At 62.9% G+C, this 24,080-nt stretch carries 21 protein-coding genes; 11 read left to right on the forward strand and 10 right to left on the reverse strand.

Annotation, left to right across the window (positions count from 1 at the left end; all coding sequences use genetic code 11):
* Positions 1–32: 32 nt before the first annotated feature.
* Positions 33–368 carry a DUF6388 family protein gene (locus tag HU767_RS26460; protein ID WP_186710191.1) on the reverse strand — a complete coding sequence of 112 codons (336 nt, stop codon included), beginning with the start codon at positions 366–368 and terminating at the stop codon, positions 33–35.
* A 134-nt stretch (positions 369–502) separates the two neighbouring features.
* Here HU767_RS26460 and HU767_RS26465 point away from each other — a divergent pair, with 134 nt between their 5' ends.
* The gene (locus HU767_RS26465; RefSeq protein ID WP_186730893.1) at positions 503–853 is read left to right on the forward strand and encodes a hypothetical protein; all 351 of its coding nucleotides are present in this window, start codon (positions 503–505) and stop codon (positions 851–853) included.
* 128 nt (positions 854–981) lie between these two features.
* On the opposite strand, the gene HU767_RS26470 is transcribed toward HU767_RS26465, so the two are convergent.
* A complete protein-coding gene (locus HU767_RS26470; RefSeq protein ID WP_186710195.1) occupies positions 982–1,413 on the reverse strand; it encodes a GNAT family N-acetyltransferase in 432 nt (143 codons plus the stop codon).
* Positions 1,414–1,710: 297 nt separating this feature from the next.
* Here HU767_RS26470 and ggt point away from each other — a divergent pair, with 297 nt between their 5' ends.
* From ggt to HU767_RS26490, 4 genes are all read left to right on the forward strand, one after another.
* Positions 1,711–3,438, forward strand: coding sequence for a gamma-glutamyltransferase (gene ggt / locus HU767_RS26475; RefSeq protein ID WP_186730894.1), 1,728 nt, complete (start codon positions 1,711–1,713; stop codon positions 3,436–3,438).
* A 36-nt stretch (positions 3,439–3,474) separates the two neighbouring features.
* Complete coding sequence (locus HU767_RS26480) at positions 3,475–4,008, forward strand: cysteine hydrolase family protein (RefSeq protein WP_186730895.1); 534 nt, start codon at positions 3,475–3,477, stop codon at positions 4,006–4,008.
* A gap of 194 nt (positions 4,009–4,202) precedes the next feature.
* Positions 4,203–5,423, forward strand: a complete 1,221-nt coding sequence (locus tag HU767_RS26485) for a helix-turn-helix domain-containing protein (protein ID WP_186730896.1) — start codon at positions 4,203–4,205, stop codon at positions 5,421–5,423.
* A gap of 34 nt (positions 5,424–5,457) precedes the next feature.
* Positions 5,458–6,090 (forward strand): DUF5074 domain-containing protein, encoded by a 633-nt coding sequence (locus tag HU767_RS26490; protein WP_186730897.1) that lies wholly within the window; start codon positions 5,458–5,460, stop codon positions 6,088–6,090.
* A gap of 152 nt (positions 6,091–6,242) precedes the next feature.
* On the opposite strand, the gene HU767_RS26495 is transcribed toward HU767_RS26490, so the two are convergent.
* Positions 6,243–7,103, reverse strand: coding sequence for a CAP domain-containing protein (locus HU767_RS26495; RefSeq protein WP_186730898.1), 861 nt, complete (start codon positions 7,101–7,103; stop codon positions 6,243–6,245).
* A gap of 335 nt (positions 7,104–7,438) precedes the next feature.
* The gene (locus HU767_RS26500) at positions 7,439–8,404 is read right to left on the reverse strand and encodes a DMT family transporter (protein WP_186730899.1); all 966 of its coding nucleotides are present in this window, start codon (positions 8,402–8,404) and stop codon (positions 7,439–7,441) included.
* 452 nt (positions 8,405–8,856) lie between these two features.
* Between HU767_RS26500 and HU767_RS26505 the strand changes: the two genes are divergently transcribed.
* Together HU767_RS26505 and HU767_RS26510 are read left to right on the forward strand one after the other, a co-directional pair.
* On the forward strand, positions 8,857–9,987 hold the full coding sequence (locus HU767_RS26505; RefSeq protein ID WP_186730900.1) for a HAMP domain-containing sensor histidine kinase: 1,131 nt from the start codon (positions 8,857–8,859) through the stop codon (positions 9,985–9,987).
* A gap of 96 nt (positions 9,988–10,083) precedes the next feature.
* A complete protein-coding gene (locus tag HU767_RS26510) occupies positions 10,084–11,175 on the forward strand; it encodes an SMP-30/gluconolactonase/LRE family protein (RefSeq protein ID WP_186710205.1) in 1,092 nt (363 codons plus the stop codon).
* A 202-nt stretch (positions 11,176–11,377) separates the two neighbouring features.
* On the opposite strand, the gene HU767_RS26515 is transcribed toward HU767_RS26510, so the two are convergent.
* The 4 genes from HU767_RS26515 to HU767_RS26530 form a co-directional block, all read right to left on the reverse strand.
* On the reverse strand, positions 11,378–11,764 hold the full coding sequence (locus HU767_RS26515) for a DUF1850 domain-containing protein (RefSeq protein ID WP_186730901.1): 387 nt from the start codon (positions 11,762–11,764) through the stop codon (positions 11,378–11,380).
* On the reverse strand, positions 11,761–13,788 hold the full coding sequence (locus tag HU767_RS26520; protein WP_186730902.1) for a TRAP transporter permease: 2,028 nt from the start codon (positions 13,786–13,788) through the stop codon (positions 11,761–11,763). The genes HU767_RS26515 and HU767_RS26520 overlap by 4 nt, the downstream gene beginning before the upstream one ends.
* A gap of 78 nt (positions 13,789–13,866) precedes the next feature.
* Entirely contained in the window at positions 13,867–14,820 is a 954-nt protein-coding gene (locus tag HU767_RS26525) for a TAXI family TRAP transporter solute-binding subunit (protein ID WP_186710213.1), read from the reverse strand.
* A gap of 233 nt (positions 14,821–15,053) precedes the next feature.
* Positions 15,054–16,052: a LacI family DNA-binding transcriptional regulator gene (locus tag HU767_RS26530; protein WP_186710215.1), complete on the reverse strand. Its 999-nt coding sequence runs from the start codon at positions 16,050–16,052 to the stop codon at positions 15,054–15,056.
* A 165-nt stretch (positions 16,053–16,217) separates the two neighbouring features.
* Here HU767_RS26530 and HU767_RS26535 point away from each other — a divergent pair, with 165 nt between their 5' ends.
* The 3 genes from HU767_RS26535 (at position 16,218) to HU767_RS26545 (ending at position 19,970) form a co-directional block, all read left to right on the forward strand.
* On the forward strand, positions 16,218–17,393 hold the full coding sequence (locus HU767_RS26535) for a Gfo/Idh/MocA family oxidoreductase (RefSeq protein ID WP_186730903.1): 1,176 nt from the start codon (positions 16,218–16,220) through the stop codon (positions 17,391–17,393).
* Positions 17,390–18,481, forward strand: coding sequence for a sugar phosphate isomerase/epimerase (locus HU767_RS26540; protein WP_346343482.1), 1,092 nt, complete (start codon positions 17,390–17,392; stop codon positions 18,479–18,481). The genes HU767_RS26535 and HU767_RS26540 overlap by 4 nt, the downstream gene beginning before the upstream one ends.
* Positions 18,482–18,737: 256 nt before the next feature.
* Positions 18,738–19,970 (forward strand): nucleoside permease, encoded by a 1,233-nt coding sequence (locus HU767_RS26545; RefSeq protein WP_186710221.1) that lies wholly within the window; start codon positions 18,738–18,740, stop codon positions 19,968–19,970.
* A gap of 18 nt (positions 19,971–19,988) precedes the next feature.
* Here the strand turns inward: HU767_RS26545 and HU767_RS26550 are convergent, their stop codons facing one another.
* Positions 19,989–20,645, reverse strand: coding sequence for a polysaccharide lyase family 7 protein (locus tag HU767_RS26550; protein WP_186730905.1), 657 nt, complete (start codon positions 20,643–20,645; stop codon positions 19,989–19,991).
* A 245-nt stretch (positions 20,646–20,890) separates the two neighbouring features.
* On the opposite strand from HU767_RS26550, the gene HU767_RS26555 reads away from it, so the two are divergent.
* Positions 20,891–21,226: a hypothetical protein gene (locus HU767_RS26555; protein ID WP_186710227.1), complete on the forward strand. Its 336-nt coding sequence runs from the start codon at positions 20,891–20,893 to the stop codon at positions 21,224–21,226.
* 149 nt (positions 21,227–21,375) lie between these two features.
* Here HU767_RS26555 and HU767_RS26560 read toward each other — a convergent pair whose 3' ends face one another.
* The gene (locus tag HU767_RS26560; RefSeq protein WP_186710228.1) at positions 21,376–23,139 is read right to left on the reverse strand and encodes an L-lactate permease; all 1,764 of its coding nucleotides are present in this window, start codon (positions 23,137–23,139) and stop codon (positions 21,376–21,378) included.
* Between the last annotated feature and the right edge of the window lie 941 nt (positions 23,140–24,080).

Genomic DNA, 24,080 nt, shown 5'->3' on the forward strand with positions numbered 1-24,080 from the left:
CCAGCGGGAGCAAGCTCCCTCGCCACAAGGGTTCAGTGCTTGGCCTTTAGGCCATTGAGCTCGCAATACTCGGCCCACTCCATCCCCGCCATTTCCGCCACTTCCTTATGCACCTCCAGGCGCTGGGCCTGGTAGTCCTCGGGCGAGGCGGCGGTCAGTTGCAGGGTCAGTTCCCAGGCAAACAGCCCCAGGCGCTCGGCCTCGGCTTCGAACGCTTCATGCAAGCGCTCGGCGCGGTACTGCGTGGCGGTCTCGCCCTTGGCCTGGGCCAGCAGCGGGTTGAGGTGGTCCAGTTCGTGGCGCAGTTCGGGGCGCTCATCGAGAAACCGTTCCAAGGCTCGTTCGTGTTGCTGTTCGGTTGCCGCCATGGTCACTCCTTGGGGGACAGGGCGCGACAGAGTGCGTGAATCGGTGTTCGCTGTCGCGGGTAAATTTCAGTAAAGCAGCACGATGACTGGGGCCGCAGTGCTACAGTCCGTTTTTTTCTCGATGAGTGAACGCAATGCGAATGTTGACCGTGGCCCTGGCCGCCACCTTGCTGGCCGGCTGCGCGGGTTCGGCGATGAATGAAGCCCGGACCCAGGCCCCTTACAAGACCCTGAGCTCGGACAAACCGGAACAGGTCGTGGCCCAGTGCGTGCAGTTTTCCTGGCAGGACGAGGCAGTATTCGGCGTTGATGCCGGCGCCTACCTGCAACCGGGCAAGAAGGGCGGCTCGACGGTCTATACCCGCTCCGCCGAATCGTTTGTCGATTTGCACGCCGGTGCGACGGGCACCGAGTTGAGTTATTACGCCAAACAAGACGACTTCGTGGCCAAGCGCCGGTTGGCGGCGTTGGCGACTTGTCTTTAAGCAATCCGAATTGAAAACCGGATCGAGTGTGGGAGCGGGCTTGCTCGCGAAAGCGGTTAATCATTCAACATTGTTGTCGACTGATTCTCCGCCTTCGCGAGCAAGCCCGCTCCCACAGGATCAGTATTTCAATGGGCCTGAGTCAGGCGCTTCTGAAGGAAAAAGTGCTGGTGGCCCGGCGGGTAGTCGTCGATCTGGCCGATTTCCGTGAAGCCGTGTTTGCGGTAGAACGCCGGCGCCTGGAAGTCAAAGGTGTCGAGCCAGATGCCCACGCAGTTTTTTTCCCGGGCCAATTCTTCGGCCATTTGCATCAGGGTCGAGCCGGTGCCCTGGCCCCGGGCCTGTTCCGGCACGACCAGCAATTCGATGTACAGCCAGCTAAAAAACACTCGGCCGTACAGCCCTCCGACAATTTCCCCCTGTTCATCCCGCACCAGCCAAGCCACCAGTTCCGGCACCGTCCCGCCGGTCTTGGCGGTGTTATAGGCGCGTAGCGGCGCGAGGATGGCCTGGCGTTCTTCGTCGGTGGGTGTGTCCGTGCGTTCGATTCGTAGCGTCATCGGCGATGTCCTTATGCAGTCAAGATGAACCGCAGGAGCCTATCCCAAAGGTTGCCTTGACGTCATCCGGTTGACTTGAAACGGGCGAATTACCCAAACCCAGCCATACTGAAATGTCCTGAAACATCCACTCGTCAAAAAAGTGGGAGCAAGGCTTGCCCGCGATGCACACATCTCGGTGTAACTGAAAAGCCGAGGCGATGCCATCGCGGGCAAGCCTTGCTCCCACAGGTGATACAGGACACTTGTGCTCTTGATGCGCTCCCCCGACTTTCTAAAACAAGAAGAGGCCGACTCATGAAGTTCGAATCCTTAGCCCGGACCCTCATCGCTACGTCGTTGACCCTCGGTTGTTTATCGACGTACGCCGCCTCCCAGGCGCCAGTGGCCGCCGAAAACGGCATGGTGGTCACCGCCCAGCACCTGGCGACCCATGTCGGGGTCGATGTGCTCAAGAACGGCGGCAATGCCGTGGATGCGGCGGTGGCGGTGGGCTATGCCCTGGCGGTGGTGTATCCGGCGGCAGGCAACCTGGGCGGGGGCGGTTTCATGACCCTGCAACTGGCCGATGGCCGCAAGACGTTCCTGGATTTCCGCGAAAAAGCCCCCCTGGCCGCCACAGCGAACATGTACTTGGACAAGGACGGCAACGTCGTGCCCGAGCTCAGCACCCGCGGCCACTTGGCAGTGGGTGTGCCCGGCACCGTGTCCGGCATGGAACTGGCGTTGAGCAAGTACGGCAGCAAGCCCCGGGCGGAACTGATCGCGCCGGCCATCCAGTTCGCCGAGGAAGGCTTCACCCTGGAGCAGGGCGATGTCGATCTGCTGGAAACCGCCACCGAGGTGTTCAAGAAAGACATGCGTGACTCCGGTGCGATCTTCCTGCACAACGGCGAGCCCATGCAGGTCGGCCAGAAGCTGGTGCAAAAGGACCTCGCCAAGACCCTACGGGAAATTTCCGCCAAGGGTGCCGACGGTTTCTACAAGGGCTGGGTCGCCGATGCCCTGGTCACTTCCAGCCAGGCCAACAAAGGCATCATCACCCAGGCCGACCTGGACAAATACAAGACCCGCGAGCTGGCCCCGGTGGAGTGCGACTATCGCGGCTACCACATCATCTCGGCGCCGCCGCCCAGTTCCGGCGGAGTGGTGCTGTGCCAGATCATGAACATTCTCGACGGCTACCCGATGAAGGAGTTGGGGTTCCATTCGGCCCAGGGCATGCACTACCAGATCGAAGCCATGCGCCACGCCTACGTGGACCGCAACAGCTACCTGGGTGACCCGGACTTCGTGAAGAACCCCATCGACCATCTGCTGGATAAAAACTACGCCGCCAAGCTGCGGGCGGCGATCGAGCCGCAAAAGGCCGGCGACTCGCAGAAGATCAAGCCCGGCGTAGCACCCCATGAGGGCAGCAACACCACCCATTACTCCATCGTCGACAAGTGGGGCAACGCCGTTTCGGTCACCTACACCTTGAACGACTGGTTCGGTGCCGGTGTCATGGCCAGCAAGACCGGGGTGATCCTCAACGATGAGATGGACGACTTCACCGCCAAGGTCGGCGTGCCCAACATGTATGGCTTGGTGCAGGGCGAGGCCAACACCATCGCGCCGGGCAAGGCGCCGTTGTCATCCATGAGCCCGACCATCGTCACCAAGGACGGCAAGACGGTCATGGTGGTGGGCACCCCGGGCGGCAGCCGCATCATCACCGCGACGTTGCTGACCATCCTCAACGTGATCGACTACGGCATGAACCTCCAGGAGGCGGTCGACGCGCCGCGTTTCCATCAACAGTGGATGCCGGAGGAAACCAACCTGGAGACCTTCGCGGCCAGCCCGGATACCCAGAAATTGCTGGAAAACTGGGGGCACAAGTTCGCCGGCCCGCAGGACCCCAACCACATTGCCGCGATCCTGGTGGGCGCGCCGTCATTGGGCGGCAAGCCCGTGGGCAAGAACCGCTTCTATGGCGCCAACGATCCTCGTCGCAACACCGGGCTGTCGTTGGGTTATTGAGGGCGCGCGGCTCCGATACCGTCAGAAGAGGGAAATATGAACACCGCATTGCTGATCATCGATGTCCAGGAGGCGCTGTGCAGCGGCGAAGAAGAGTGCTTCGATCGCCAGCGCATCCTCCAGACCATCAACGACCTCAGTGCCAGGACCAGGGCTGTCGGCCGGACAGTGATCCTGATCCAGCATGAAGAACTGGAGGGCGCGCTGGCCTATGGCGCTGCCGGCTGGCAACTGACCGCCGACCTGTTGACCGCGGCGGATGACCTGCGGGTGCGCAAGACCACCCCCGATGCCTTCTACCAGACCGACCTGCAACCGTTGTTGCAAGCCCGGGGCATCGACCGCCTGGTGATCTGCGGGTTGCAAACCGATTGTTGCATCAATGCCACCGTGCGCCAGGCCCATGCCTTGGGGTACGACGTGGTCTTGGCGGCCGACGCCCACTCCACCGTGGACAACGGCAGCATGGCGGCCGAGCAGATCATTGCCAACCACAACAACCGGCTGGGGCGGCTGAGCAGCGCGGTGTCGCGGATCGATGTGGTGTCGGCGGCTGGCATTCGCTTGTAGCCGATACCCATTGCTTGGGCTGCGGCAGGTTTGGGTTGGGGCACGCATTTGTGGCGAGGGAGCTTGCTCCCGCTGGGGCGCGAAGCGTCCCCCATGAAGCTGCCCACATCAACCTGACACACCGTGGCGCCTGGTCTTGGGGCCGCTGCGCAGCCCAGCGGGAGCAAGCTCCCTCGCCACAAAGGTCGTTGTTCATGGATCACGAGATCACCACGGCAGCGCGCGCACTGGCAGCGGGAGACCCCGTGGCCGCGCTCAATCGCATCGCCTTGCGCAACGATGCCCCAGCCCTCGCGCTTCGCGGCACCGCCATGGCGCAGTTGGGCGATCTGGCCAAGGCTCGGACGCTGATGCGTCGGGCCGGCGCGGCCTTCGGGCCCCAGGAGGCGGTGGCACGGGCGCGTTGTGTGATCGCCGAAGGTGAAATCGCCCTGGCGTCCCGTGACCTGGCATGGCCGATGAAACGCCTCGATGCCGCGCGGGCGGTGCTCGAAACCCACGGCGACCGAGCGAACGTCGCCCATGCCCACACGATCGAGATCCGCCGCCTGCTGTTGATCGGTCGACTCGACGAGGCCGAGCTCAAACTCGTTGATCTGGATCTTGCCTGGCTGCCCTTGGCATCACGGGCGACTTGCGAGTTGGTGGCCGCGGGGATCGCCATGCGACGCCTGCAAGCGCAAACCGCCCGTGCCGCCCTCGAACGAGCCGGGCACGCCGCTCAGCAAGCAGGAATCGGTGCGCTGAGCGCCGAAATCGAAAGCGCCTGGCAACTGCTGAGCACGCCCGCCGCGTGCCTGATCGCCCGGGGCGAAGAGCGCCTGCTCGTGCTGGAAGAGGTGCAAGCCCTGTTGGCCGGGGCGGCGCTGGTGGTGGACGCGTGCCGCTATGGAATCAGTGGCGCTGGCATTCAGGTCGACCTGGCTCGGCGCCCGGTGTTGTTCGCCCTGGCGCGGGCGTTGGCGCACGCATGGCCCGGCGACGTGTCGAGGGCAGCGCTCATGGCCCAGGGCTTTGGCTTGAAGCTGACGGATGAGTCCCATCGCGCCCGGCTGCGGGTCGAGATGGGGCGGTTGCGGGCGATGCTTCGCCCGTTGGCGGAGGTGAAGGCCACCCCGCGCGGTTTTACCCTGGTGCCGCGGCTGGCTGACGAGGTCGTGGTGCTCGCGCGCCCCGTCGAGGAACCCTACGGCGCGGTGCTGGCGCTACTGGCCGATGGCGAAGCCTGGTCCTCGTCGGCTTTGGCGCTGGCCCTGGACATCAGCCAGCGCAGCGTGCAGCGAGCCCTGGAAACACTGGCCGCCGCCGGCAAGGCGCAGTCGTTCGGGCGCGCCAGGGCCCGGCGTTGGATGGCGCCGCCGATGCCTGGATTCGCGACGGTATTGTTACTCACGGCACTGCCATCCGATGGCTAGGATGCACTCAACCCCTACCGATGAGGCGAGTGAAATGAAACGTTCAGAGGCACAGATCCTGCGTGAATACGGCCCGTTCCCGGGCGTCGACTGCGTGCACGGCGTCAGCCATGATGGCGAGCGCGTCTGGTTCGCTTCAGGCGAGAAGCTGCACGCCCTCGACCCCGCCAGCGGCCAGACCGTGTATGCCCTCGATGTCCCGGCGAACGCGGGCACGGCGTTTGACGGTGAGCATTTGTTCCAGATCGCCGGTGACAGCATCCGCAAGATCGACCCACGCACCGGCCAGGTCCTGGCCACGATTCCGGCCCCCAACAGCGGTGATGATTCCGGCCTGGCGTGGGCCGAAGGCTCGCTCTGGGTCGGTCAGTACAAGGCGCGCAAGATCCTGCAGATCGACCCCGCCGACGGCCGGGTCCTGCGCACCATCGAGTCCAACCGCTTCGTCACGGGCGTGACCTGGGTCGATGGCGAACTGTGGCATGGCACCTGGGAAAACGACGAGAGCGACTTGCGGCGCATCGATCCACAAACGGCGCAAGTGCTGGAAAGCGTGACGATGCCGCCGGGGATCGGTGTGTCGGGGTTGGAATCCGATGGGGCCGACCGGTTTTTCTGTGGCGGCGGAGGCAGTGGCAAGGTGCGGGCGGTGCGTCGGCCTATATGAGCGCTGGCCGATTCGCCGTAGCCCTTGTGGCGAGGGAGCTTGCTCCCGCTCGACCGCGAAGCGGTCGCCAATGCCTTGGGCCTGCTTCGCAGTCCAGCGGGAGCAAGCTCCCTCGCCACCACAGCGGATGGTTCAGCGCTGGGAGTAATGTTTCACGGCGCGCCAAGCACCATCGTCCAATACACCCCCGCATCGCTGCGTGAATCGCGGGCCGAGGCTGCGCCCATTTGGGTGAACATCGGGTTCATCAGGTTGGCGCAATGTCCGGGGCTGGCGAGCCAATCGTTCAGGGCCTGGCTTGGTGAACGTTGGCCGGCGGCGATGTTCTCGCCCAATTTACGTCCGCGAAAACCGGCGCTCTTGGCCCGATCGGAAGTGGAGCGTCCGTCCGGGTCGCGATGGGCGAAATAATTCTCCCGGGCCATCGACCGGCTGTGGCCTTGGGCCGCCGTGCCCAAGGCGGCGTTCCAGCTCAGCGGCCGAGTCGCCGCGAAGCGCTGGCGCCCGCACATCCGGGGCTTGGCCCTGGCGGCATTGACCTGGGCCAGCAGCGTCTTGTCCGACGCTCCCGCATCGCTCATCCGCGCGCCGCCCATGGGCTGCGCCAGCACGACGCGCCATTCATCACCGACCCGATTGACGCCGATATCGGCGTACTGGTTGTCCAGCAGCGCTGCGCAATGTTCATCGGCCAGCATTTCAAAGGCTTCTTCGGCGTCCCGCGCGTCGGTCAGGCGAATGCTGCGCACGGCCTGGGCTTGATAGCCGGCGTCTTTCAAGGTGTCCCGCAGACCGCCGCGAAAACCGATCGGCAAGCCCAGGCTCGAACGCAGCACCAGCGGCTGCGCCGCCCGCACCGTGCGCCATTCACAACGGCGGGACTGGCTACGGAAGTCGTTGATGGCTTCCACCAGCTGCCTTTCGCCGCGGGCCTGGGCGGGGCTGGTGAATATGGGAAACAGGGCAAGCAGGCACAGCGAAACGAAACGGCAAGAGCGAACAGGGTGGCGCATGGGGCGAACGGCTCAAGAAGGGGGAGTTGCGTTAGCGCCAGGCTTGGCGCCGATCAGTTGGAAAATTCGTCGCTGCAGGTCGACGAGGTTTTCACGGCTGGGGTAGGACTGTGGGTTTGGGAACAAGTTTCCGCAGGGCGGAGACTTAATCTCAGCCTGCGCGAACCCATGACAGGGCGGGCGCCGGGGCATTGACCGAACACACCCTTGTGGCGAGGGAGCTTGCTCCCGCTGGCCTGCGAAGCAGGCCCAAGGCATTGGCGACCGCTTCGCGCTGGAACGCCAGCCCGGCCGAGCGGGAGCAAGCTCCCTCGCCACAAGGGTGGTCAGTCAGTTCAATTCGCTGTTTCAGCCACCGGCGCCTTGGCCCGCTCAACCTTGCGATAGGTCAGCAACACGATGCCCGTCACCACAATCGCACCGCCCAATACCTGGCCCGGGTTGAGCATCTGGTCCAGCACCAGCCAACCGATCAGCAGCGTCGCCAGCGGTTCGATGTTCATCACCGGGGCGTTGCGCGGCATGTCCAGGCGGGGCACGGAAATGAACAGCACGATGAACCCGGTGCCATAGAGCACCACCAAGGTCGCCAGGGCGAACCAGCCGGTGCTGCTGGCCGGCAGGTCGAAACCGCCGGGCAGGGCACCGGTCAGGCCGGCGAGGTTGACGCTGCTGAACACGATGAAAATCGTCAGCAGGCTGCGAACTGAACCGCGCACCTGGGACAACTTGTGATCAGTGATCCACAGCGCACAGGCGAACACACACGCGGCGCAGAAGGCCAGGCCCACCCCAAGCAGCCATTGCGGGCCAACGTCCTGCCCGGACGACAACCGCGCCGGCACTTCCAGCACGAACACCAGCCCCACCAGGATCATGCCCATCAACGCGGCGGTGCGCGCCGTCGGGCGAGGGCCACCCAACGCCCAAGTCAGCAAGGCCAGCAGGATCGGAAACACGTTGCCCACCAACAAGGCCAACGCCACCGGCACCCGCGCCACAGCGGAGTACAGGCACAGGCTCTGGGCGCCGATCAACAGCCCCAGGGTCAATTGCCAACGCCACGCACCGGTCGGCAAGCGCAGGCTCTGCCGTTGCCAGAGCACCATCGCCGCCAACACCAGCAGCGTCCCACCCGAACGCAGCAGGATCGCCAGCAGCACACCGGCACCGTCATCGAACGCGGCCCGGGCGGCGACGTGGTTGCCGGCGAAGGCGCAGCCCATGCACAGCAGGACAAGTACGGCGAGGTGGCGGGGTAATGGCGTGGAAGCGGCAGGTGTAGCGGTGGAGCGGGTCATGGCAGATGTCTCGAAGGCGGCCGCCAAGGCAAAAGGCCCCGGATCGGTTATTTTTAGGTTATAGGTTGTCGTACAACTCTAAGGTTTTTACCTCATGGGGTGCAAGGGACAAGATCGGCGGGCCTATTCGCTCGGTTGCATGGGGGCGGTCGCGATAGCGGTGGTCCAGTCAATGAAGATGTTGGATGTGCCGGCCTCTTCGCGAGCAAGCCCGCTCCCACAGGGGGCCTGTGCCTGGACGCAGGAGCTGTGGACACCCGGAAGCCATTGTGGGAGCTTGCTCGCGATAGCGGTGTTCAGTCACATGGATGCTGGGCTTGCCGGCCTCTTCGCGAGCAAGCTCGCTCCCATAACGGCTTGGTGAACAGCATTACGCACATTGCCCAGTGCTTTGCTGTACAACCATCAGGCCGCTGTGTCGTCTACAGCATTGCCTTCTTGCGGAAAAACTCATGCGCCTGGCTGATTTCATCCTCGACAACATCGAGCCGATTCTTCAGGCGTGGGAAGACTTCGCCAAAACCATCACCCCCGCGTCCATTGGCATGGATTCCGTGGCCCTGCGCGACCATGCCGAGCAGATGCTGCGCACCATCGCCGCTGACCTGCGCACTTCGCAAACGCGCCAGGAGGCGATTGCCAAGTCCCACGGGGAAGCGCCGGCGACCGAGGCCGAAACCGCCGCCGAAACCCATGCGGTCATCCGTCAGTCCTCGGGTTTCACCGTCGAGCAAATGGTTTCCGAATACCGGGCCCTGCGCACTAGCGTGCTCATGCTTTGGATGCCGCACATGCAACTGGATCACAAACAGGTCATGGACGATCTGATTCGATTCAACGAGGCCGTGGACCAGGCCTTGGCCGAGTCCGTGGTCAGTTATTCGGCAGCGGTGGATGCGTCGCGCAACATCTTCCTGGGGATTCTCGGGCATGACCTGCGCAGCCCCTTGGGCGCGATCCTGCTGAGTTCCGAAGTGCTGCTACGGGCCGGGGACCTGCCCGCCAAAGCCACCAAGATCACGTCGCGCATCTACACCAGCGTCAAGCGGGCCAACAAAATCGTCGGCGATCTACTGGATTTCACCCGTACCCAACTCGGCTCGGGCATTCCGGTGCAGCGTTTCAACGGTGATCTGGTGGCGGCTTGCGAAGGCATGGTGGAGGAGGCGCGGGCCTATCACCCGGAAAGCGACATCCGCTTTGAAACGACCGGTGCCCTGGAGGGGCTGTTCGATCCGGCCCGTATGGAGCAGGTGTTCGCCAACCTGATCGGCAATGCTGTCCAGCATGGCACCGAGGGCACGCCGATTACCGTTTCGTTGAGCGTTGAACGAGATATGGCAGTGATCGCGATCAACAACCAGGGCAAGCCTATCGAGAAAGAGGCCATCGCCAGCATCTTCAATCCGATGGTCCGAAATCTGCGCAACGGTGAAGCGCAATACGGTTCCTCGGCCGGGCTCGGGCTGGGCCTGCACATCGCCTCGGCAATCGTATCGGCCCATCAGGGCACCATCGAGGTGCTTTCGAAGGCACGAGTCGGCACGACCTTCACCGTGCGCATACCGCTGCTCCCGGGCTGAGGAATTGTCCAGGTGAGCCGTTTCGTCTACTTGTACGATGTCTTATCACGGAGTAAAACTGTCGTCCCGTCCAATAATAATTAACGGAGACGCACGATGGATGCTTCGCAATCTGCAACCGCCGCCGATCAAGGCCGCCGGGTATTCCTGAAAAAATCCCTGGTGGTCTCGGCCGCCGCCGCTACCCTCGGCAACCTGCCGGGGCTCGCCCAGGCCGAGCCCTTGAGCCAGCGTTACCCGGACCCGCTGATCAACATCCTTGATCCCAGCTTCATGGACTTGCGCATCTTCAACGCCAGCGTGGAGAAACTCGCCAGCGGCCTGCGTTGGGCAGAAGGGCCGGTGTGGGTCGGTGACGGGCGTTACTTGCTGGTCAGTGACATCCCCAACAACCGCATCGTGCGCTGGGATGAAATTACCGGTGGCCTGTCGGTGTACCGAGAGAACTCCAATTTCTCCAACGGCATGTGTCGCGATCGCCAGGGGCGACTGCTGGTGTGCGAAGGCTCCACCACCGCCAGCGAAGGCCGGCGTATCACTCGCACCGAACACAACGGCACCCTCACCGTGCTGGCGGACAGTTTCGAGGGCAAGCCTTTCAACTCGCCCAACGACATCGTCTGCAAGCGGGACGGTTCGGTCTGGTTCACCGACCCACCGTTCCAGACCGGCAACAACTACGAAGGGCACAAAGTCACCCCGGTCCAACCCCACGCGGTGTACCGCATCGACGGCGAAACCAGCAAGGTCAGCCGGGTGATCGACGACCTGGCGGGGCCGAACGGGTTGTGTTTCTCCCCGGACGAAAAAACCCTCTATGTGGTCGAAGGCCGGGCCAAGCCCAACCGCTTGGTCTGGGCCATCGCGGTCAAGGCCGACGGCACCCTGGGCGAGCGGCGCAAGCACATCGAAGGCCTGGATTACGCGGCGATCGATGGCATCAAGTGCGACGAGAGCGGCAACCTCTGGTGCGGTTGGGGCGGCAATGGCGACCCCAAGGCCGACCTGGAAAAACTCGACGGCGTGCGGGTGTTCAACCCCGAAGGCAAGGCCATCGGGCACATCTCCCTGCCGGAGCGTTGCCCTAACGTCTGCTTCGGCGGCCGGGAAGGCAATCGGTTGTTCATGGCCGGCAGCCACTCGTTGTATTCGCTGTTCGTGAATACCCGAGGGGCGACGTTTGCCTGATTGAAGCACCCATCTTCGATGGCGTGATGGTCTCTGTGGCGAGGGAGCTTGCTCCCGCTGGGGCGCGAAGCGGTCCCCAATGAAACTGATTGAATCAACCAGACACATCGCGCTACCTGGTTGAGGGGCTGCTACGCAGCCCAGCGGGAGCAAGCTCCCTCGCCACAGATGTCTACTTTTTCTCAGATGTTTTCTGATGGGCTCAGGACTGTCCGCAACTCCACAGCTCCACCGTCGGCTGGCCCGCCGTAGGCTGCCCCAACCAATGACTCATCGGCCGACAACCCCCGTCGAAACACAATTGATAATCACCGGCCTGGGGCGTGCGCCCCAGTTTCAGCGGTTGCAGGGGCGGCACCTGGCGCTGATAGTGCCAGCTGCCATTTCCCAGCCGGGCATCGTCGGGAATCTCCATGCCCGCGCCGTTGCCCTTGACCCTGGCCTCACCCAGGACCAGCCCCTGCTCACTGACGCGATAGTCTTCCTCCCAGCGGATCTTCTCGATGGTGTGGTCCCACGCCAGGGTGAAGTCGGTCACGGCAAGCTGGGCCCAGACCACGCCGGACAGGCCCAGGCACAGCCCGATCACGCCAAGGCCCGTCCGCTACGTCGTGCGCGCCAAACATGCTGGAAGATCAGCAGCCCACCCAGCACGAAGCCAATCTCATCAGTCAGGGGCAGGGCAACCACCAGTAACGCGCCAGCGGCAAAGCACAACAGGCGTTCCCACACCGGCATTTTCTGTTGCATATAACCGGTGGATGCCATCCCCCAGAGCCCAATGGCCAACAACGTCTTGACCAGCATGTACGCGGTCATCCACAGGTTGTCGCCCTGGAGCATCAAGGCCGGGTTATAGACCGTCATGAACGGGATGACGAAACCGGCGAGGGCGATGCGCACCGCCCAGAAGCTGATCTTCAGGCCACTTTCCCGGGCAATGGGCGCGGCGGCGAAACACGCCAGTGCCACGGGCGGGGTCAGGTCGGCGAGGATGCCGAAATAGAACACGAACATGTGCGACACGATCAGCGGCACGCCCAGTTCCAGCAGGGCCGGCGCGGCGATGGAGCTGGTGATGATGTAGTTGGGAATGGTCGGGATGCCCATGCCCAGCACCAGGCAGGTGAGCATGGTCAGCAGCAGCGACAGGAACAGGTTGTCCTTGCCGATCGCCAGGATGTAGCCGGCGAAGGTGGACGCCACGCCCGTCAGCGACACCACGGCGATGATGGTGCCGACCAAGGCGCAGGCGATCCCCACCGGAACAGCGTGACGTGCGCCATCCACCAAGGCATGCAGGCAGATGACCAGGGTTTCCCGCGTGCCTTGCATGAACCAGCAGGCCACCACCAGCAGGCCGATCACCGCGAACACGATGCCGATGCCCAGCCGGAAGAATCCGACGCACAGAATGCCCAGCGCGACCCAGAAGGCGCAGCGCAAGGCGTAGTTGGAGACTTTGAGAATGATCGCCGAACCGAGAATCACGATGGCCGTCAGCGCCAGCCCGACCATGCCGGAGAACAGCGGCGTGCGTCCGGAAAACAGCAGATAGACCAGCACCCCCAGCGGGATCAGCAGGAACCAGCTCTCCTTGACCGCGCCCCAGGCGCTCGGGCATTGGTCCTTGGGCAGGCCCTTGAGGTCGGAGCGCTTGGCTTCCAGGTGAACCATCCAAAATACCGAGCCGAAATACAGGCACGCGGGTATCAATGCGGCCTTGGCGATTTCCACGAACGGCACGTTGATGGTTTCGGCCATGATGAACGCCACCGCGCCCATCACGGGTGGCATGATCTGGCTGCCCATGCTCGACGTCGCTTCCACGCCGCCGGCAAACGCCGCCTTGTAGCCAAAGCGTTTCATCAGCGGAATGGTGAACTGCCCGGTCGTCACCACGTTGGCGATGCCCGAGCCGGTGATGGTGCCCATCAGCGCCGACGACACCACCGACACCTTCGCCGGACCGCCCAGCTTGTGACCGAACAGGCCCATGGCGAAATCGGTGAACAGCTTGATCATGCCGGCCTTTTCCAGGAAGGCGCCAAACAGGATGAACAGGAAAATGTAAGTGGCCGATACATAGGTCGGCGTGCCGTAGAGCCCTTCGGTGCCGAAGGACAGTTGATTGACCAGTTGATCGACGCCGTAGCCGCGATGGGCCAGGTCGCCTGGCAGGTGTTCGCCGAACAGGCCATAGGCCAGGAACAGGCCGCAGATGATCGGCAAGGCGATGCCCATCACCCGCCGCGCCGCCTCGAACACCAGCACGATCAACATGATGCCGATGACCATGTCGGCAGTCGTCAGGTCGCCGGAACGCTGGATCAGGTCGGCCTCGAACACCCATTGATAGAGCGCCGTTGCCATTCCCGCCAGGCCCAACGCCCAAGCCAGGGGTTGCCAGGGTCGTTGCTTGCCATGGGCGGGGTAGCTGAGGAACACCACCCACAGCAGAAAGCCCACATGCACCGCCCGCAGCACAATGCTGGAAACCGGTGAAAAGGCTGCCGTGATGATTTGAAAGATGGAAAACAGCAACGCCACGTAAAACAGCGTCTTGGGCCAGTCCCTCGGGTCCGTGGCGATGCCGTGCTGGTCTTCACTCATGAAATGCCTGCCTGTTGTCGACGTGCGGATGCGAAAGGCAATGCTGCAACGGCGACGCGCGCCGTTGCAGGCCAGGGGCTATAGCGCGCCCACTTCCTTGTAGTAGCGCTCGGCACCGGGGTGGAGCGCGATGGGCAGGTTTTTCGCGGCGTTTTTCAGGTTGATGTCCTTGGCCGCCGAATGGGAAGTGCCCAGGCGGGCGAGGTTGTCGAACAGCAGCTTGGTCATCTGGTAGGCCACTTCGTCCGGGACGTCCGCGCGGGTCACCAGGATATTGGTGATGGCCACGGTGGGCACGGCATCAGCCTGGCCATCGTAGGTGTTGGCGGGGATCATCGCGCTCTGGTAGGCCGGGTTGCCGATTTTCTCCACCACATCGGTGGGAATCGACACGTAATTCAACTTCATCGTCGACGCCAGGTCACGAATGGCCGCCATGCCCAGGCCGGAGGATTGCAGGGTGGCGTCCAGTTGCCGGTTCTTGATCAGGTCAACCGACTCGGCGAACGGCAGGTATTGGACCTTCATGTCGTTGTAGGTGAGGCCGGCCGCCTTGAAGATCGCCCGGGCGTTGAGCTCGGTGCCGGATTTCGCCGCGCCCACGGAAACGGTCTTGCCCTTGAGGTCCGCCAGGGTCTTGATCCCCGATTCCTCGCTGGCAACGATCTGGATGTAATTGGGGTACGCGCCGGCAATCGCCCGCAGCTTGGTCAGCGGTGCCTTGAAGCCGGCATCCTCCACGCCGTTTTTCGCGTCGGCCACCGAGTCGCCCAAGGCCAGGGCCAACTCACCGCGCCCGGCTTGCAGCAGGTTCAGGTTTTCCACCGACGCCTTGGTGGCCTGGACCGACGTCTTGGAACCTTCGATGCCGCTGCTGTAGATCTGTGAAAGCCCAACCCCGATCGGGTAATAAACCCCGCTGGTGCCCCCGGTCAGGATATTGATAAACACTGGGGGAGCCGCGTGAGCGGTGGTGGTGACCGCCAAGGCTGCCGCGGCGGCCAGGAGGGTGAAGCGCTTGTTGACTCGCATGGGAAACTCTCCGTCTTGTTATGGCTTTATGCAGAGTCCTTCCACTGTAGTTCAAACGGGGGCGGAGGCGAGTCGAGGCACCGTAAAGGCTTTTTGTGGCGAGGGAGCTTGCTCCCGCTGGGCTGCGTAGCAGCCCCTCGACCAGGCAGCGCGGAGTGTCAGGTTGATTGAGTCCTGCTTTGGGGCCGCTGCGCGCTCCAGCGGGAGCAAGCTCCCTCGCCACAGGTTCCCGGTCACGCCAGGGGCGCTGTACTGCCACGCACCGTCAACTCAAACGGCAACACCACATGCCGTTCGGCAATCGGCTTCTTCTCGATCAAGGCAATCAGCATCTGCACCGCCTTTTGACCAAACGCTTCGGCAGGCTGGGAAATGGTGGTCAGGGGCGGGTCGCAGTAGGCGGCGAATGGGATGTCGTCAAAGCCCACCAGGGAAATATCCTCGGGCACTCGCAGGCCCATGTGCTTGATGCGCCTGAGCGCGCCGATGGCCATTTCGTCGTTTTCACAGAACAGCGCGCTGGGGCGGTCGGCCAACGCCAGCATCGCGCCAGCGCCGTCGTCACCGGCCTTCAAGGTGAAGTCGCCATGGCAAATCAGGCTGGGGTCGACGGCGATGCCGGCCTGGCCCAGGGCATCCTGATATCCGGCCACGCGGTCCAGGGTCAGCGGGCTACTGCGCGGTCCCTTGATGATGCCGATGCGGCGGTGGCCGAGGCCGATCAGATGCTTGGTCATGGCCTGGGCGGCGGCGCGGTTGTCGAGGCTGATGGTCGGGTAGGGGGCCCCCTTGACCACTTCACAGGCGTTGACCAGCGGCAGGCTATCAGCGCCTGCGGGCATCGATGCGTAAGGATCGCTGGCGCGCAACTGGATCACCCCGTCCGCCTGGCGGGCATAGACCAGGGCGGCGAACTCCCGCTCGATCTCCACCCGGCCCTGGGTGTCGCACAGCAGCAATCGGTAGCCCGCCGCCTGCGCGGCCTGCTGCGCGCCACTGATGACCCGGGCGAAAAACGTGTTGGCGATGGCCGGCACCAGGATCACCAGGTTGCCGGTGCGGCGGGAGCGAAACTGCACCGCCATCAGGTTGGGCCGGTAGCCGGCCTGTTCCACTGCTGCGTTGACCTTGTCCCGGGTCTCGGGAAGCACCCGCTCGGGGGATTTCAGCGTTCTGGACACCGTGGCCACTGAAACACCCGCCAGCCGGGCCACTTCACGAATGTTGGACAAAATCACCTCGGGGAACAGGGGTACGGTGGGGGAGCTTACCGCAGGTTGGGCGCCTGACAAATGTTCAGGCGTGACCTTCTGGGTTTGACACGGAGGGAAACTGAGCCTAGATTTCCGCCATGATGTAACCGGTTACATCTTCATCCTGACAAGAAGAGAATCGCGATGAATCCTGTGGCACCGAAAATAAGAATGGGCTTCGTCGGCGGTGGAGAGGGCGCGTTCATCGGCCAGGCCCATCGTCAGGCGGCGGGCCTGGATGGCGGTTTCGAGCTGGTGTGCGGCGCGTTCAGCCGCGACCCTCACAACACTCGGCAAACCGGCGCGGCCCTGGGCCTGACGGCGTCGCGTTGCTACCACGACTGGCAGCAGATGCTCGACACCGAAGCGTTGCTGCCGCTTGACCAGCGCATGGAATTGCTGGTGATCGTCACGCCCAATCACCTTCACGCACCCATTGCCAGCCAGGCCTTGAAAGCCGGTTTCCACGTGTTCAGCGAGAAGCCCGCCGCCCTGGACCTCAAGGAGTTGCTCGCCCTCAAGCAAGTGCTGCAAGGCAGCCGTTGCCTCTATGGCCTGGCCCACACCTACCTGGGCTATCCCATGGTGTGGCAGGCCCGGGACATGGTGCGTTCGGGTGTGATCGGCGCGGTGCGCAAAGTGCTGGTCGAATACCCCCAAGGCTGGCTCAGCCAGGATGTCGCCGCCCAGGGCAACAAACAGGCCGAGTGGCGTGACGACCCTTCGCAGTCCGGCCTGGGCGGCTGCATCGGCGACATCGGCACCCATGCGTTTTCCCTGGCCGAGTTCGTCGCCGACCAGCCGATCCAGCAGCTGTGCGCGGCGTTGGGCACCCATGTCCCGGGCCGGCAGTTGGACGACGACGCGGCGATGCTGTTCAAGATGGCGGGCGGTGCCAGCGGTGTGTTGATCGCCAGCCAAGTCTGCACCGGCGAAGAGAACCCGCTGAAGATTCGTGTCTACGGCGACAAGGGCGCCTTGGAGTGGCGCCAGGAAGAACCGGCGAGCCTGATCCATCGCGCCTTCGACCAACCCTTGCGCATCCTGCGCAGCGGTGTCGGCCAGCCGTGGCTGTGCGAGGCGGCTCAACGTCGCATGCGTCTGCCGGCCGGGCATCCCGAGGGTTACCTGGAAGCCATGGCCAACCTCTATGGCGATTTCGCCCAGGCCATTCGCAGCCATGCCGAAGGCCCTGACGCCCCAGGCGTACCCGGCATCGAGACCGGTTTGCGGGGCATGGCGTTCATCGAGGCCGCCATCCTCAACCACCGCGGCGAGGCGAAATGGACCGCCGTGCAAACTGGAGCATCCTTGTTGTGAATACCCCCGACCCAACACCGAGCGGCCTGCGCGGCCCCGGTATTTTCCTGGCGCAGTTCATGTCTGCCGAGGCCCCGTTCGACACCCTGGCCAACATTGCCCAGTGGGCCGCTTCGCAAGGCTACAAAGCCATTCAAGTGCCGACCTCGGGCACGCAATACATCGATCTGGCCCGGGCCGCCGAGAGCCAGGATTATTGCGATGAACTCAAGGCCACCTGTGCCCAGGCCGGTGTGGAGATCAGCGAGTTATCGACGCACCTGCAAGGCCAGTTGGTGGCGGTGCACCCGGCGTTCGACGCGCTGTTCGATGACTTCGCCCCGGCCCATGTGCGTGGCCAGCCCCAAGCGCGGACCGAGTGGGCGATCGAGCAACTCAAGCTGGCCGCCCGCGCCAGCCAGCGTCTCGGCTTGAAGGCCCATGCGACGTTTTCCGGAGCGCTGTTGTGGCCGTATGTCTATCCGTGGCCGCAACGCCCGGCGGGTTTGGTGGAGCAGGGCTTTGCCGAGCTGGCCCGGCGCTGGTTGCCGATTCTCGATTGCTTCGACGCGGCGGGGGTGGACCTGTGCTACGAAATTCACCCCGGCGAAGACCTCCACGACGGGGCCTCGTTCGAGCGCTTCCTGGAGGCGGTGGATCATCACCCACGGGCGGCGATTCTCTACGACCCCAGCCATCTGCTGCTGCAACAGATGGACTACCTGGGTTTCATCGACCGCTACCACGAACGCATCCGCATGTTTCACGTCAAGGACGCCGAATTTCGCCCCGATGCCCGTTCCGGCGTGTACGGCGGCTACCAGGGCTGGGTCGATCGCCCCGGGCGGTTCCGTTCATTGGGTGACGGCCAGATCGATTTCAAATCGATCTTCAGCAAGCTGACCCAATACGATTTCAGCGGTTGGGCGGTCCTGGAATGGGAATGTTGCCTGAAGGATTCGCAACAGGGGGCTGCTGAAGGGGCGGCGTTCATCCAGCGGCACATGATCAGCAAGACCGGCAAGGCGTTCGATGATTTTGCCAGCGTCACGGCGGATGAGGACTCCAATCGGCGGTTGTTGGGTTTGCCACCAATACCAAAAGCGTAACCCCTGTGGCGAGGGAGCTTGCTCCCGCTGGGCTGCGAAGCGGCCCCAAATGCGCTGGCGCGGTTTTCCAGAAGCACCGCGTCAGGAGGTTTTACGACTGCTGCGCAGCCGAGCGGGAGCAAGCTCCCTCGCCACAAAAGCAGGCCATAAAAAGCAGGCCACAAAAGCAGGTTACAAAAGCAAGTTACAAAAGCAGGCCACAAGCGCTGTGCAAGCTTTTCATTTTCACAAGAACAACAATAAAACGGTGACTGTCATGACCACGATGAATGCACGCCTGAGCGTGATGATGTTCCTGCAATTCTTTATCTGGGGCGGCTGGTTCGTCACCCTCGGCACGTTTCTGTCCAGCACCCTGGGCGCCAGCGGTGGGCAGATCGGCATGGCCTTCTCCACGCAATCGTGGGGGGCGATCATTGCGCCGTTCGTCATCGGCCTGATCGCCGACCGCTTCTTCAACGCCGAACGGATCCTGGCGGTGCTGCACCTGCTTGGCGCGGTGTTGCTGTATCAGCTGTATTCAGCGGCGGATTTCAGCGTGTTCTATCCGTACGTGCTGGTGTACATGGTGGTCTACATGCCAACGCTGGCCCTGGTCAATTCGGTGGCGTTCCGGCAGATGCGCGACCCGGCGCTGGAGTTCTCTCGCATCCGGGTGTGGGGCACCCTTGGCTGGATCGTCGCCGGCGTGGTGATCAGCTTCGTGTTCGCCTGGGATTCGCGCGAAGCGATTGCGGCTGGCGGCTTGCGCAATACGTTCCTGATGGCCGCCATCGCGTCCCTGGTGCTCGGGCTCTACAGCTTCACGCTGCCGGCCACGGCACCGCTCAAGGAACAGGCCAGCGCTGGCGGCGTCAAGCAACTGCTGGGGCTGGATGCGTTGGGGCTGTTAAAGGATCGCAGCTACCTGGTGTTTTTCATCGCCTCGATCCTGATCTGCATTCCCTTGGCGTTCTATTACCAGAATGCCAACCCGTTCCTGGCCGAAACCGGCATGACCAACCCCACGGCGAAGATGGCCATCGGGCAGGTCTCGGAAGTGCTGTTCATGTTGCTGTTGCCGCTGTTCATCCAGCGCTTCGGCATCAAGCTGGCGCTGCTGGTGGGCATGCTGGCGTGGGCGTTGCGCTACGTATTGTTTGCCTACGGCAATAACGGCGACCTGGCGTTCATGTTGTTCACCGGCATTGCCCTGCACGGCATCTGCTACGACTTCTTTTTTGTCTCGGGGCAGATCTACACCGACGCCAAGGCACCGGAGCGCTTCCGCAGCTCGGCCCAGGGCCTGATTACCTTGGCGACTTATGGTGTGGGGATGCTGATCGGTTTCTGGGTGGCGGGGCAGGTGACCGATCACTTTGTCGTGGCCGGTGGGCATGACTGGCAGAGCATCTGGCTGTTCCCGGCCGGTTTCGCGCTGCTGGTGTTGGTCGGCTTTGTGTTTACCTTCCGTGGCCAGCAGGCGCTCGCCACGCCATCAAAGGCTTGAAGCGGGGCTGGGCGCCAGTCATTTGTGACTGGCGCTCAGTTTGGTGTAGGTCACTTTCCCGCCTTCATTGGAATAGCCCTTGTTATCCAAGGTGTAGACGCCGGCCTTGAAATAGAAGTTGTAGCCTTGCCAGGACTTGTCCAACTTCACCTGTTTACCGCTCTTGCCGATCAGCACCGAGAGCTGGCCTTGCTTGTCCATTTGCAGCGTATACGAGAAGGATTTGTTCAACGGCACCTTGGGCACGGTGTAGATCACCGGGCTTTTCTTGTCCTTGGGCTTGAACCGGTATTCCACGTCGATATTGCCGATGCCCTTTTCGTAGCGGTACACCAGTTTCAACAAGGGCGTCGGCGCATCCTTGGCGTGGATCTGCGCCACCACCACACGGCCTTCGGAAGGCACCTGGTTCACCGACAGCTCGCCCTTGAGGGTGTTGATGCCGCTGTTGTAGCGCCAGTTGAGATGTTTCCCGTCCCGGCTGGTTTCCCGCAGTTCGGAACGCGGGTATTTGCTGTTACCGGTATGGGAGCCGGTCACGGGCGCCCAGAAGATGATCCTCTGGCCGTTATTGTCGAAATACTTGTTCTTCAAGGTCGGCATGGCTTTGGTCGCTACGACCTGCGCCGGCGTTTGCACCGGCAGGGTTACGCTCCAGACAGTCACGTCAATCATATGAAATCCTCCAACGGGAGCGGCCGTTACCTGGCGGCCGTCAAGACAAAGAAGGCCTTCCGTGGCGTAGTTTTCATGTTATCGACGAGGGTCTGTTTCGCTGGAGGCGCACCTGACGGATGGCTCTGCGATGAGCCTCTCGGGCACTGAATTGGGCGGATTATGGTGTGTCAATTTATTACTGATCGGTTAGAGTACGCGCCGCCCGAGAGACGGATCCCGGGCGTCTTCCCATGGAGCGTCAAATGAATCACATCAGTAAAGTTGTTGCGTGCGCAGTGTTCGGCCTGGCCTTGGCGGGTTGCACCGGCACCCCGATGAAAACCCAGCAATACGACAGCACCCAATACACCGTTGTCGGCCACAGTGAAGCCAAGGCCACCGGCCTGCTGCTGTTCGGTCTGATCCCGATCCAGCAGAACAACCGTTTCGTGCGCGCCCAGACCGCCGCGATCAAGGCCAAGGGCGGCGACGCCATGATCAACACCCAAGTCCAGGAAAACTGGTTCTGGGCCTGGGTCCTGACCGGCTACACCACCTCGGTGTCCGGTGATGTGGTCAAGCTGAAAAGCGTTCAGTAACACCCAAGCGTTAAAGGTAAGCGTGCTTACCCGTGGCGAGGGAGCTTGCTCCCGCTCGATTGCGCAGCAATCGCAAAACAAGGGCTGCTACGCAGCCCAGCGGGAGCAAGCTCCCTCGCCACAACAGCCCGATCATGCCCGATCCTCTGTCAGCGTCCCCCCACCACCATATGCGTGAACGGCTCGACATACGCCTGCAACGTCACCAGCCCGCCCACCAGGATCGCCAAGACCACCGAGTGGAAAAACACGTAGCGCAGGATTTCGCCTTCGTGGCCGTACCAACGGGTCGCGGTGGAGGCGACCACGATCGACTGGGCGTCGACCATCTTGCCCATCACCCCACCAGAACTGTTGGCCGCGGCCATCAGCACCGGGCTGATGCCCAACTGTTCCGCCGTCACCCGTTGCAAACCGCCGAACAAGACGTTGGACGCCGTGTCCGAACCGGTCAGCGCCACGCCGAGCCAGCCCAGCAGGGTGCCGAACATCGGATAGAAAATGCCCGTGGCGGCGAAAGCCAGGCCCATGGTTGCGTCCAGGCCTGAATAACGCGTGAGGAACCCCAGCGCCAGCATCGCCACGATGGTGATCAGCGAGTAGCGCACCACCCACAGCGTTCGCAGGTAGTGGCGCACCAGTTGCGGGATGGAGTAGCCCATCAGCAAGCCACCGAGAATCGCCGCCAGGAAGATGCCGCTGCCCGTGGCGGTGAACCAGTTGAACTTGTAGACCGCTTCCTCGGTTTTCGGCTGCGGGACCACGGGCGGGACTTTTTCGATCTGCTGGTGGATGGTGCCGAAGGTCACCAGTGGCGAGAATATCGGGTTGGCCTCGCGCATCGGCTTGCCTTGGGGGTCGAGCTTGGCCGATTGGGTTTGCGGGTCCAGTGCCGGGCGGGTGTCGAACAGATTCTTGAAGCCCTGGGTGCCCCAGGCGAAGACGAATACCGTGAGGATGATCCAGGGCATCCACGCACGCAGCACGGCGGGGCGATTGTCACTGCCGAAAGCGCCGGTGCTGACCGGTTGCTGCTGCTCGCTCGCGTCGATCTTCGAGTCGTCGTGGCGCCCCGTCAGCGCCGCGGACGTATGCACCGTGGCCGGTTTCCAGACCTTGAGGAAACCGGTGAGGCAGGCCATGGAGATCAACGCGGCGATGACATCCACCAGCATCGGCCCGTGGTAGTTGGACACCAGGAACTGCGGGATGGCGAAGCTGACGCCGGCCACCAGGATTGCCGGCCAGACCTCCAGCATCTTGCGCCACCCGGCGAAGGCCCAGATCAACCAGAACGGCACCAGCACCGAGAAAAACGGCAACTGCCGACCGACCATCATCGACAATTCCATTTCATCCAGCCCGGTGACTTTGGCCAGGGTGATGATGGGCGTGCCGAGGGCGCCGAACGCCACCGGCGCGGTGTTGGCGATCAGTGCCAGGCCCGAGGCGGCCAAGGGGGAAAATCCCAGCCCGATCAGGATCGCGCCGGTCACCGCCACCGGCGTGCCGAAGCCCGCCGCGCCTTCGAAGAACGCGCCAAAACAAAAGGCGATCAGCAGCAGTTGCAGGCGCCGGTCGTCGGTGATGCGCGCGAGGGAGTCCTGCAGGACCTTGAACGAGCCGTTTTCGGTGGTCAGCCGGTGCAGGAAAATGATGTTGAGGACAATCCAGCCGATGGGCAGCAGGCCGTTGGCCGCGCCATACAACGCCGCCGAACCGGCCATGTCGGCGGGCATGCCGAAGGCGAAGATCGCGATCAGCAAGGCCGAGGCCAGGGCGTACAACGCCGCCAGGTGCGCCTTGACATGAAAGAACGCCAGGGACGCCAGCATCACCACCACCGGAACCGCCGCCAGGAGTGTCGACAGCACCGCATTACCGAAGGGATCGTAGACTTGTTGCCAGACCATGTTCCACCTCTGCTTTTTATTGTTGGAAGTGCAGGCCCCGGGGGGATTGGCAGAGAAGTATAGGCGGGGATTTGTTAAGCGATTGCCAGGCAAACCCCTGTGGCGAGGGAGCTTGCTCCCGCTGGGTGGCGAAGCCGCCCTAAGAATTTGTGCTGAAACAATGAACCTGGGCCTGCTGCGCCCGAGGCGTCGGACCGGTCCAGCGGGAGCAAGCTCCCTCGCCACAAAAGCGGGTTCGCGCTGGTCTCTGGGCGTTGTTCCTCAGAGGCCAGTTTCAAGGGGGATCGGCTAACGTGCTTCGACGTTATCCAATGCACGGTTCGCCAGCATTGCGCTCAGTTCGATCAATTGCTGGACACCCAGGGCAATGTGGCGTCTTGAGCCTTGATTGGTTGAGCCACCACGACCTATCGCTAAACAAGTAAAGGTGGCGGCTGTACGCAGGTTAGCGATCCGGGTCACAGAAACCCCGGGTAGACCAGAAGGTCTCCCACGCACAGCCACCATAAAGCGAGTTGCAGACGTAAAGACTGCAATCGAGACTGGGCATTGTTGCGTCTGTGTTGAGTCGGATCGCTAAACCCGATCGCTGATTTATCAGCGACGGGGAAACGATAAAGTCCGACCTCCAGGCGCACAAGCCGGCGGATTCTGGCGTAGTTGTAGGTAACGGCGCAAGACAACGTAGCCCGAACCCGAACGTTCCTACATCGGGATAAACAAGGTCCCCTGCTGGACGGGCGACCTGGGTTAATAAAACACCTGTGGCGAGGGAGCTTGCTCCCGCTGGGTGGCGAAGCCGCCCCAAAATTTCTGCATTGAGCAAAAAAACTTGGGCCTGCTTCGCAGTCCAGCGGGAGCAAGCTCCCTCGCCACAAAAGCAGTGCAGCGCTAACGGTGCAGTGCGTCCGCTTAACCCTTCGCCGCCATCGCCGTCACTT

It is taken from the genome of Pseudomonas sp. SWRI179 (genome assembly GCF_014268705.1).
Taxonomy (GTDB): Bacteria; Pseudomonadota; Gammaproteobacteria; order Pseudomonadales; family Pseudomonadaceae; genus Aquipseudomonas; species Aquipseudomonas zanjanensis.

Excerpts from the sequence above, each read along its gene's own strand:
- HU767_RS26555 (WP_186710227.1), top strand. The coding sequence starts at position 20,891 with ATGAATCACATCAGTAAAGTTGTTGCGTGCGCAGTGTTCGGCCTGGCC.
- HU767_RS26460 (WP_186710191.1), bottom strand. The coding sequence starts at position 368 with ATGGCGGCAACCGAACAGCAACACGAACGAGCCTTGGAACGGTTTCTC.
- HU767_RS26520 (WP_186730902.1), bottom strand. The coding sequence starts at position 13,788 with ATGAGTGAAGACCAGCACGGCATCGCCACGGACCCGAGGGACTGGCCC.
- HU767_RS26560 (WP_186710228.1), bottom strand. The coding sequence starts at position 23,139 with ATGGTCTGGCAACAAGTCTACGATCCCTTCGGTAATGCGGTGCTGTCG.
- HU767_RS26485 (WP_186730896.1), top strand. The coding sequence starts at position 4,203 with ATGGATCACGAGATCACCACGGCAGCGCGCGCACTGGCAGCGGGAGAC.
- HU767_RS26510 (WP_186710205.1), top strand. The coding sequence starts at position 10,084 with ATGGATGCTTCGCAATCTGCAACCGCCGCCGATCAAGGCCGCCGGGTA.
- HU767_RS26495 (WP_186730898.1), bottom strand. The coding sequence starts at position 7,103 with ATGCGCCACCCTGTTCGCTCTTGCCGTTTCGTTTCGCTGTGCCTGCTT.
- HU767_RS26535 (WP_186730903.1), top strand. The coding sequence starts at position 16,218 with ATGAATCCTGTGGCACCGAAAATAAGAATGGGCTTCGTCGGCGGTGGA.
- ggt (WP_186730894.1), top strand. The coding sequence starts at position 1,711 with ATGAAGTTCGAATCCTTAGCCCGGACCCTCATCGCTACGTCGTTGACC.
- HU767_RS26505 (WP_186730900.1), top strand. The coding sequence starts at position 8,857 with ATGCGCCTGGCTGATTTCATCCTCGACAACATCGAGCCGATTCTTCAG.
- HU767_RS26470 (WP_186710195.1), bottom strand. The coding sequence starts at position 1,413 with ATGACGCTACGAATCGAACGCACGGACACACCCACCGACGAAGAACGC.
- HU767_RS26465 (WP_186730893.1), top strand. The coding sequence starts at position 503 with ATGCGAATGTTGACCGTGGCCCTGGCCGCCACCTTGCTGGCCGGCTGC.
- HU767_RS26490 (WP_186730897.1), top strand. The coding sequence starts at position 5,458 with ATGAAACGTTCAGAGGCACAGATCCTGCGTGAATACGGCCCGTTCCCG.
- HU767_RS26550 (WP_186730905.1), bottom strand. The coding sequence starts at position 20,645 with ATGATTGACGTGACTGTCTGGAGCGTAACCCTGCCGGTGCAAACGCCG.
- HU767_RS26500 (WP_186730899.1), bottom strand. The coding sequence starts at position 8,404 with ATGACCCGCTCCACCGCTACACCTGCCGCTTCCACGCCATTACCCCGC.
- HU767_RS26545 (WP_186710221.1), top strand. The coding sequence starts at position 18,738 with ATGACCACGATGAATGCACGCCTGAGCGTGATGATGTTCCTGCAATTC.
- HU767_RS26525 (WP_186710213.1), bottom strand. The coding sequence starts at position 14,820 with ATGCGAGTCAACAAGCGCTTCACCCTCCTGGCCGCCGCGGCAGCCTTG.
- HU767_RS26480 (WP_186730895.1), top strand. The coding sequence starts at position 3,475 with ATGAACACCGCATTGCTGATCATCGATGTCCAGGAGGCGCTGTGCAGC.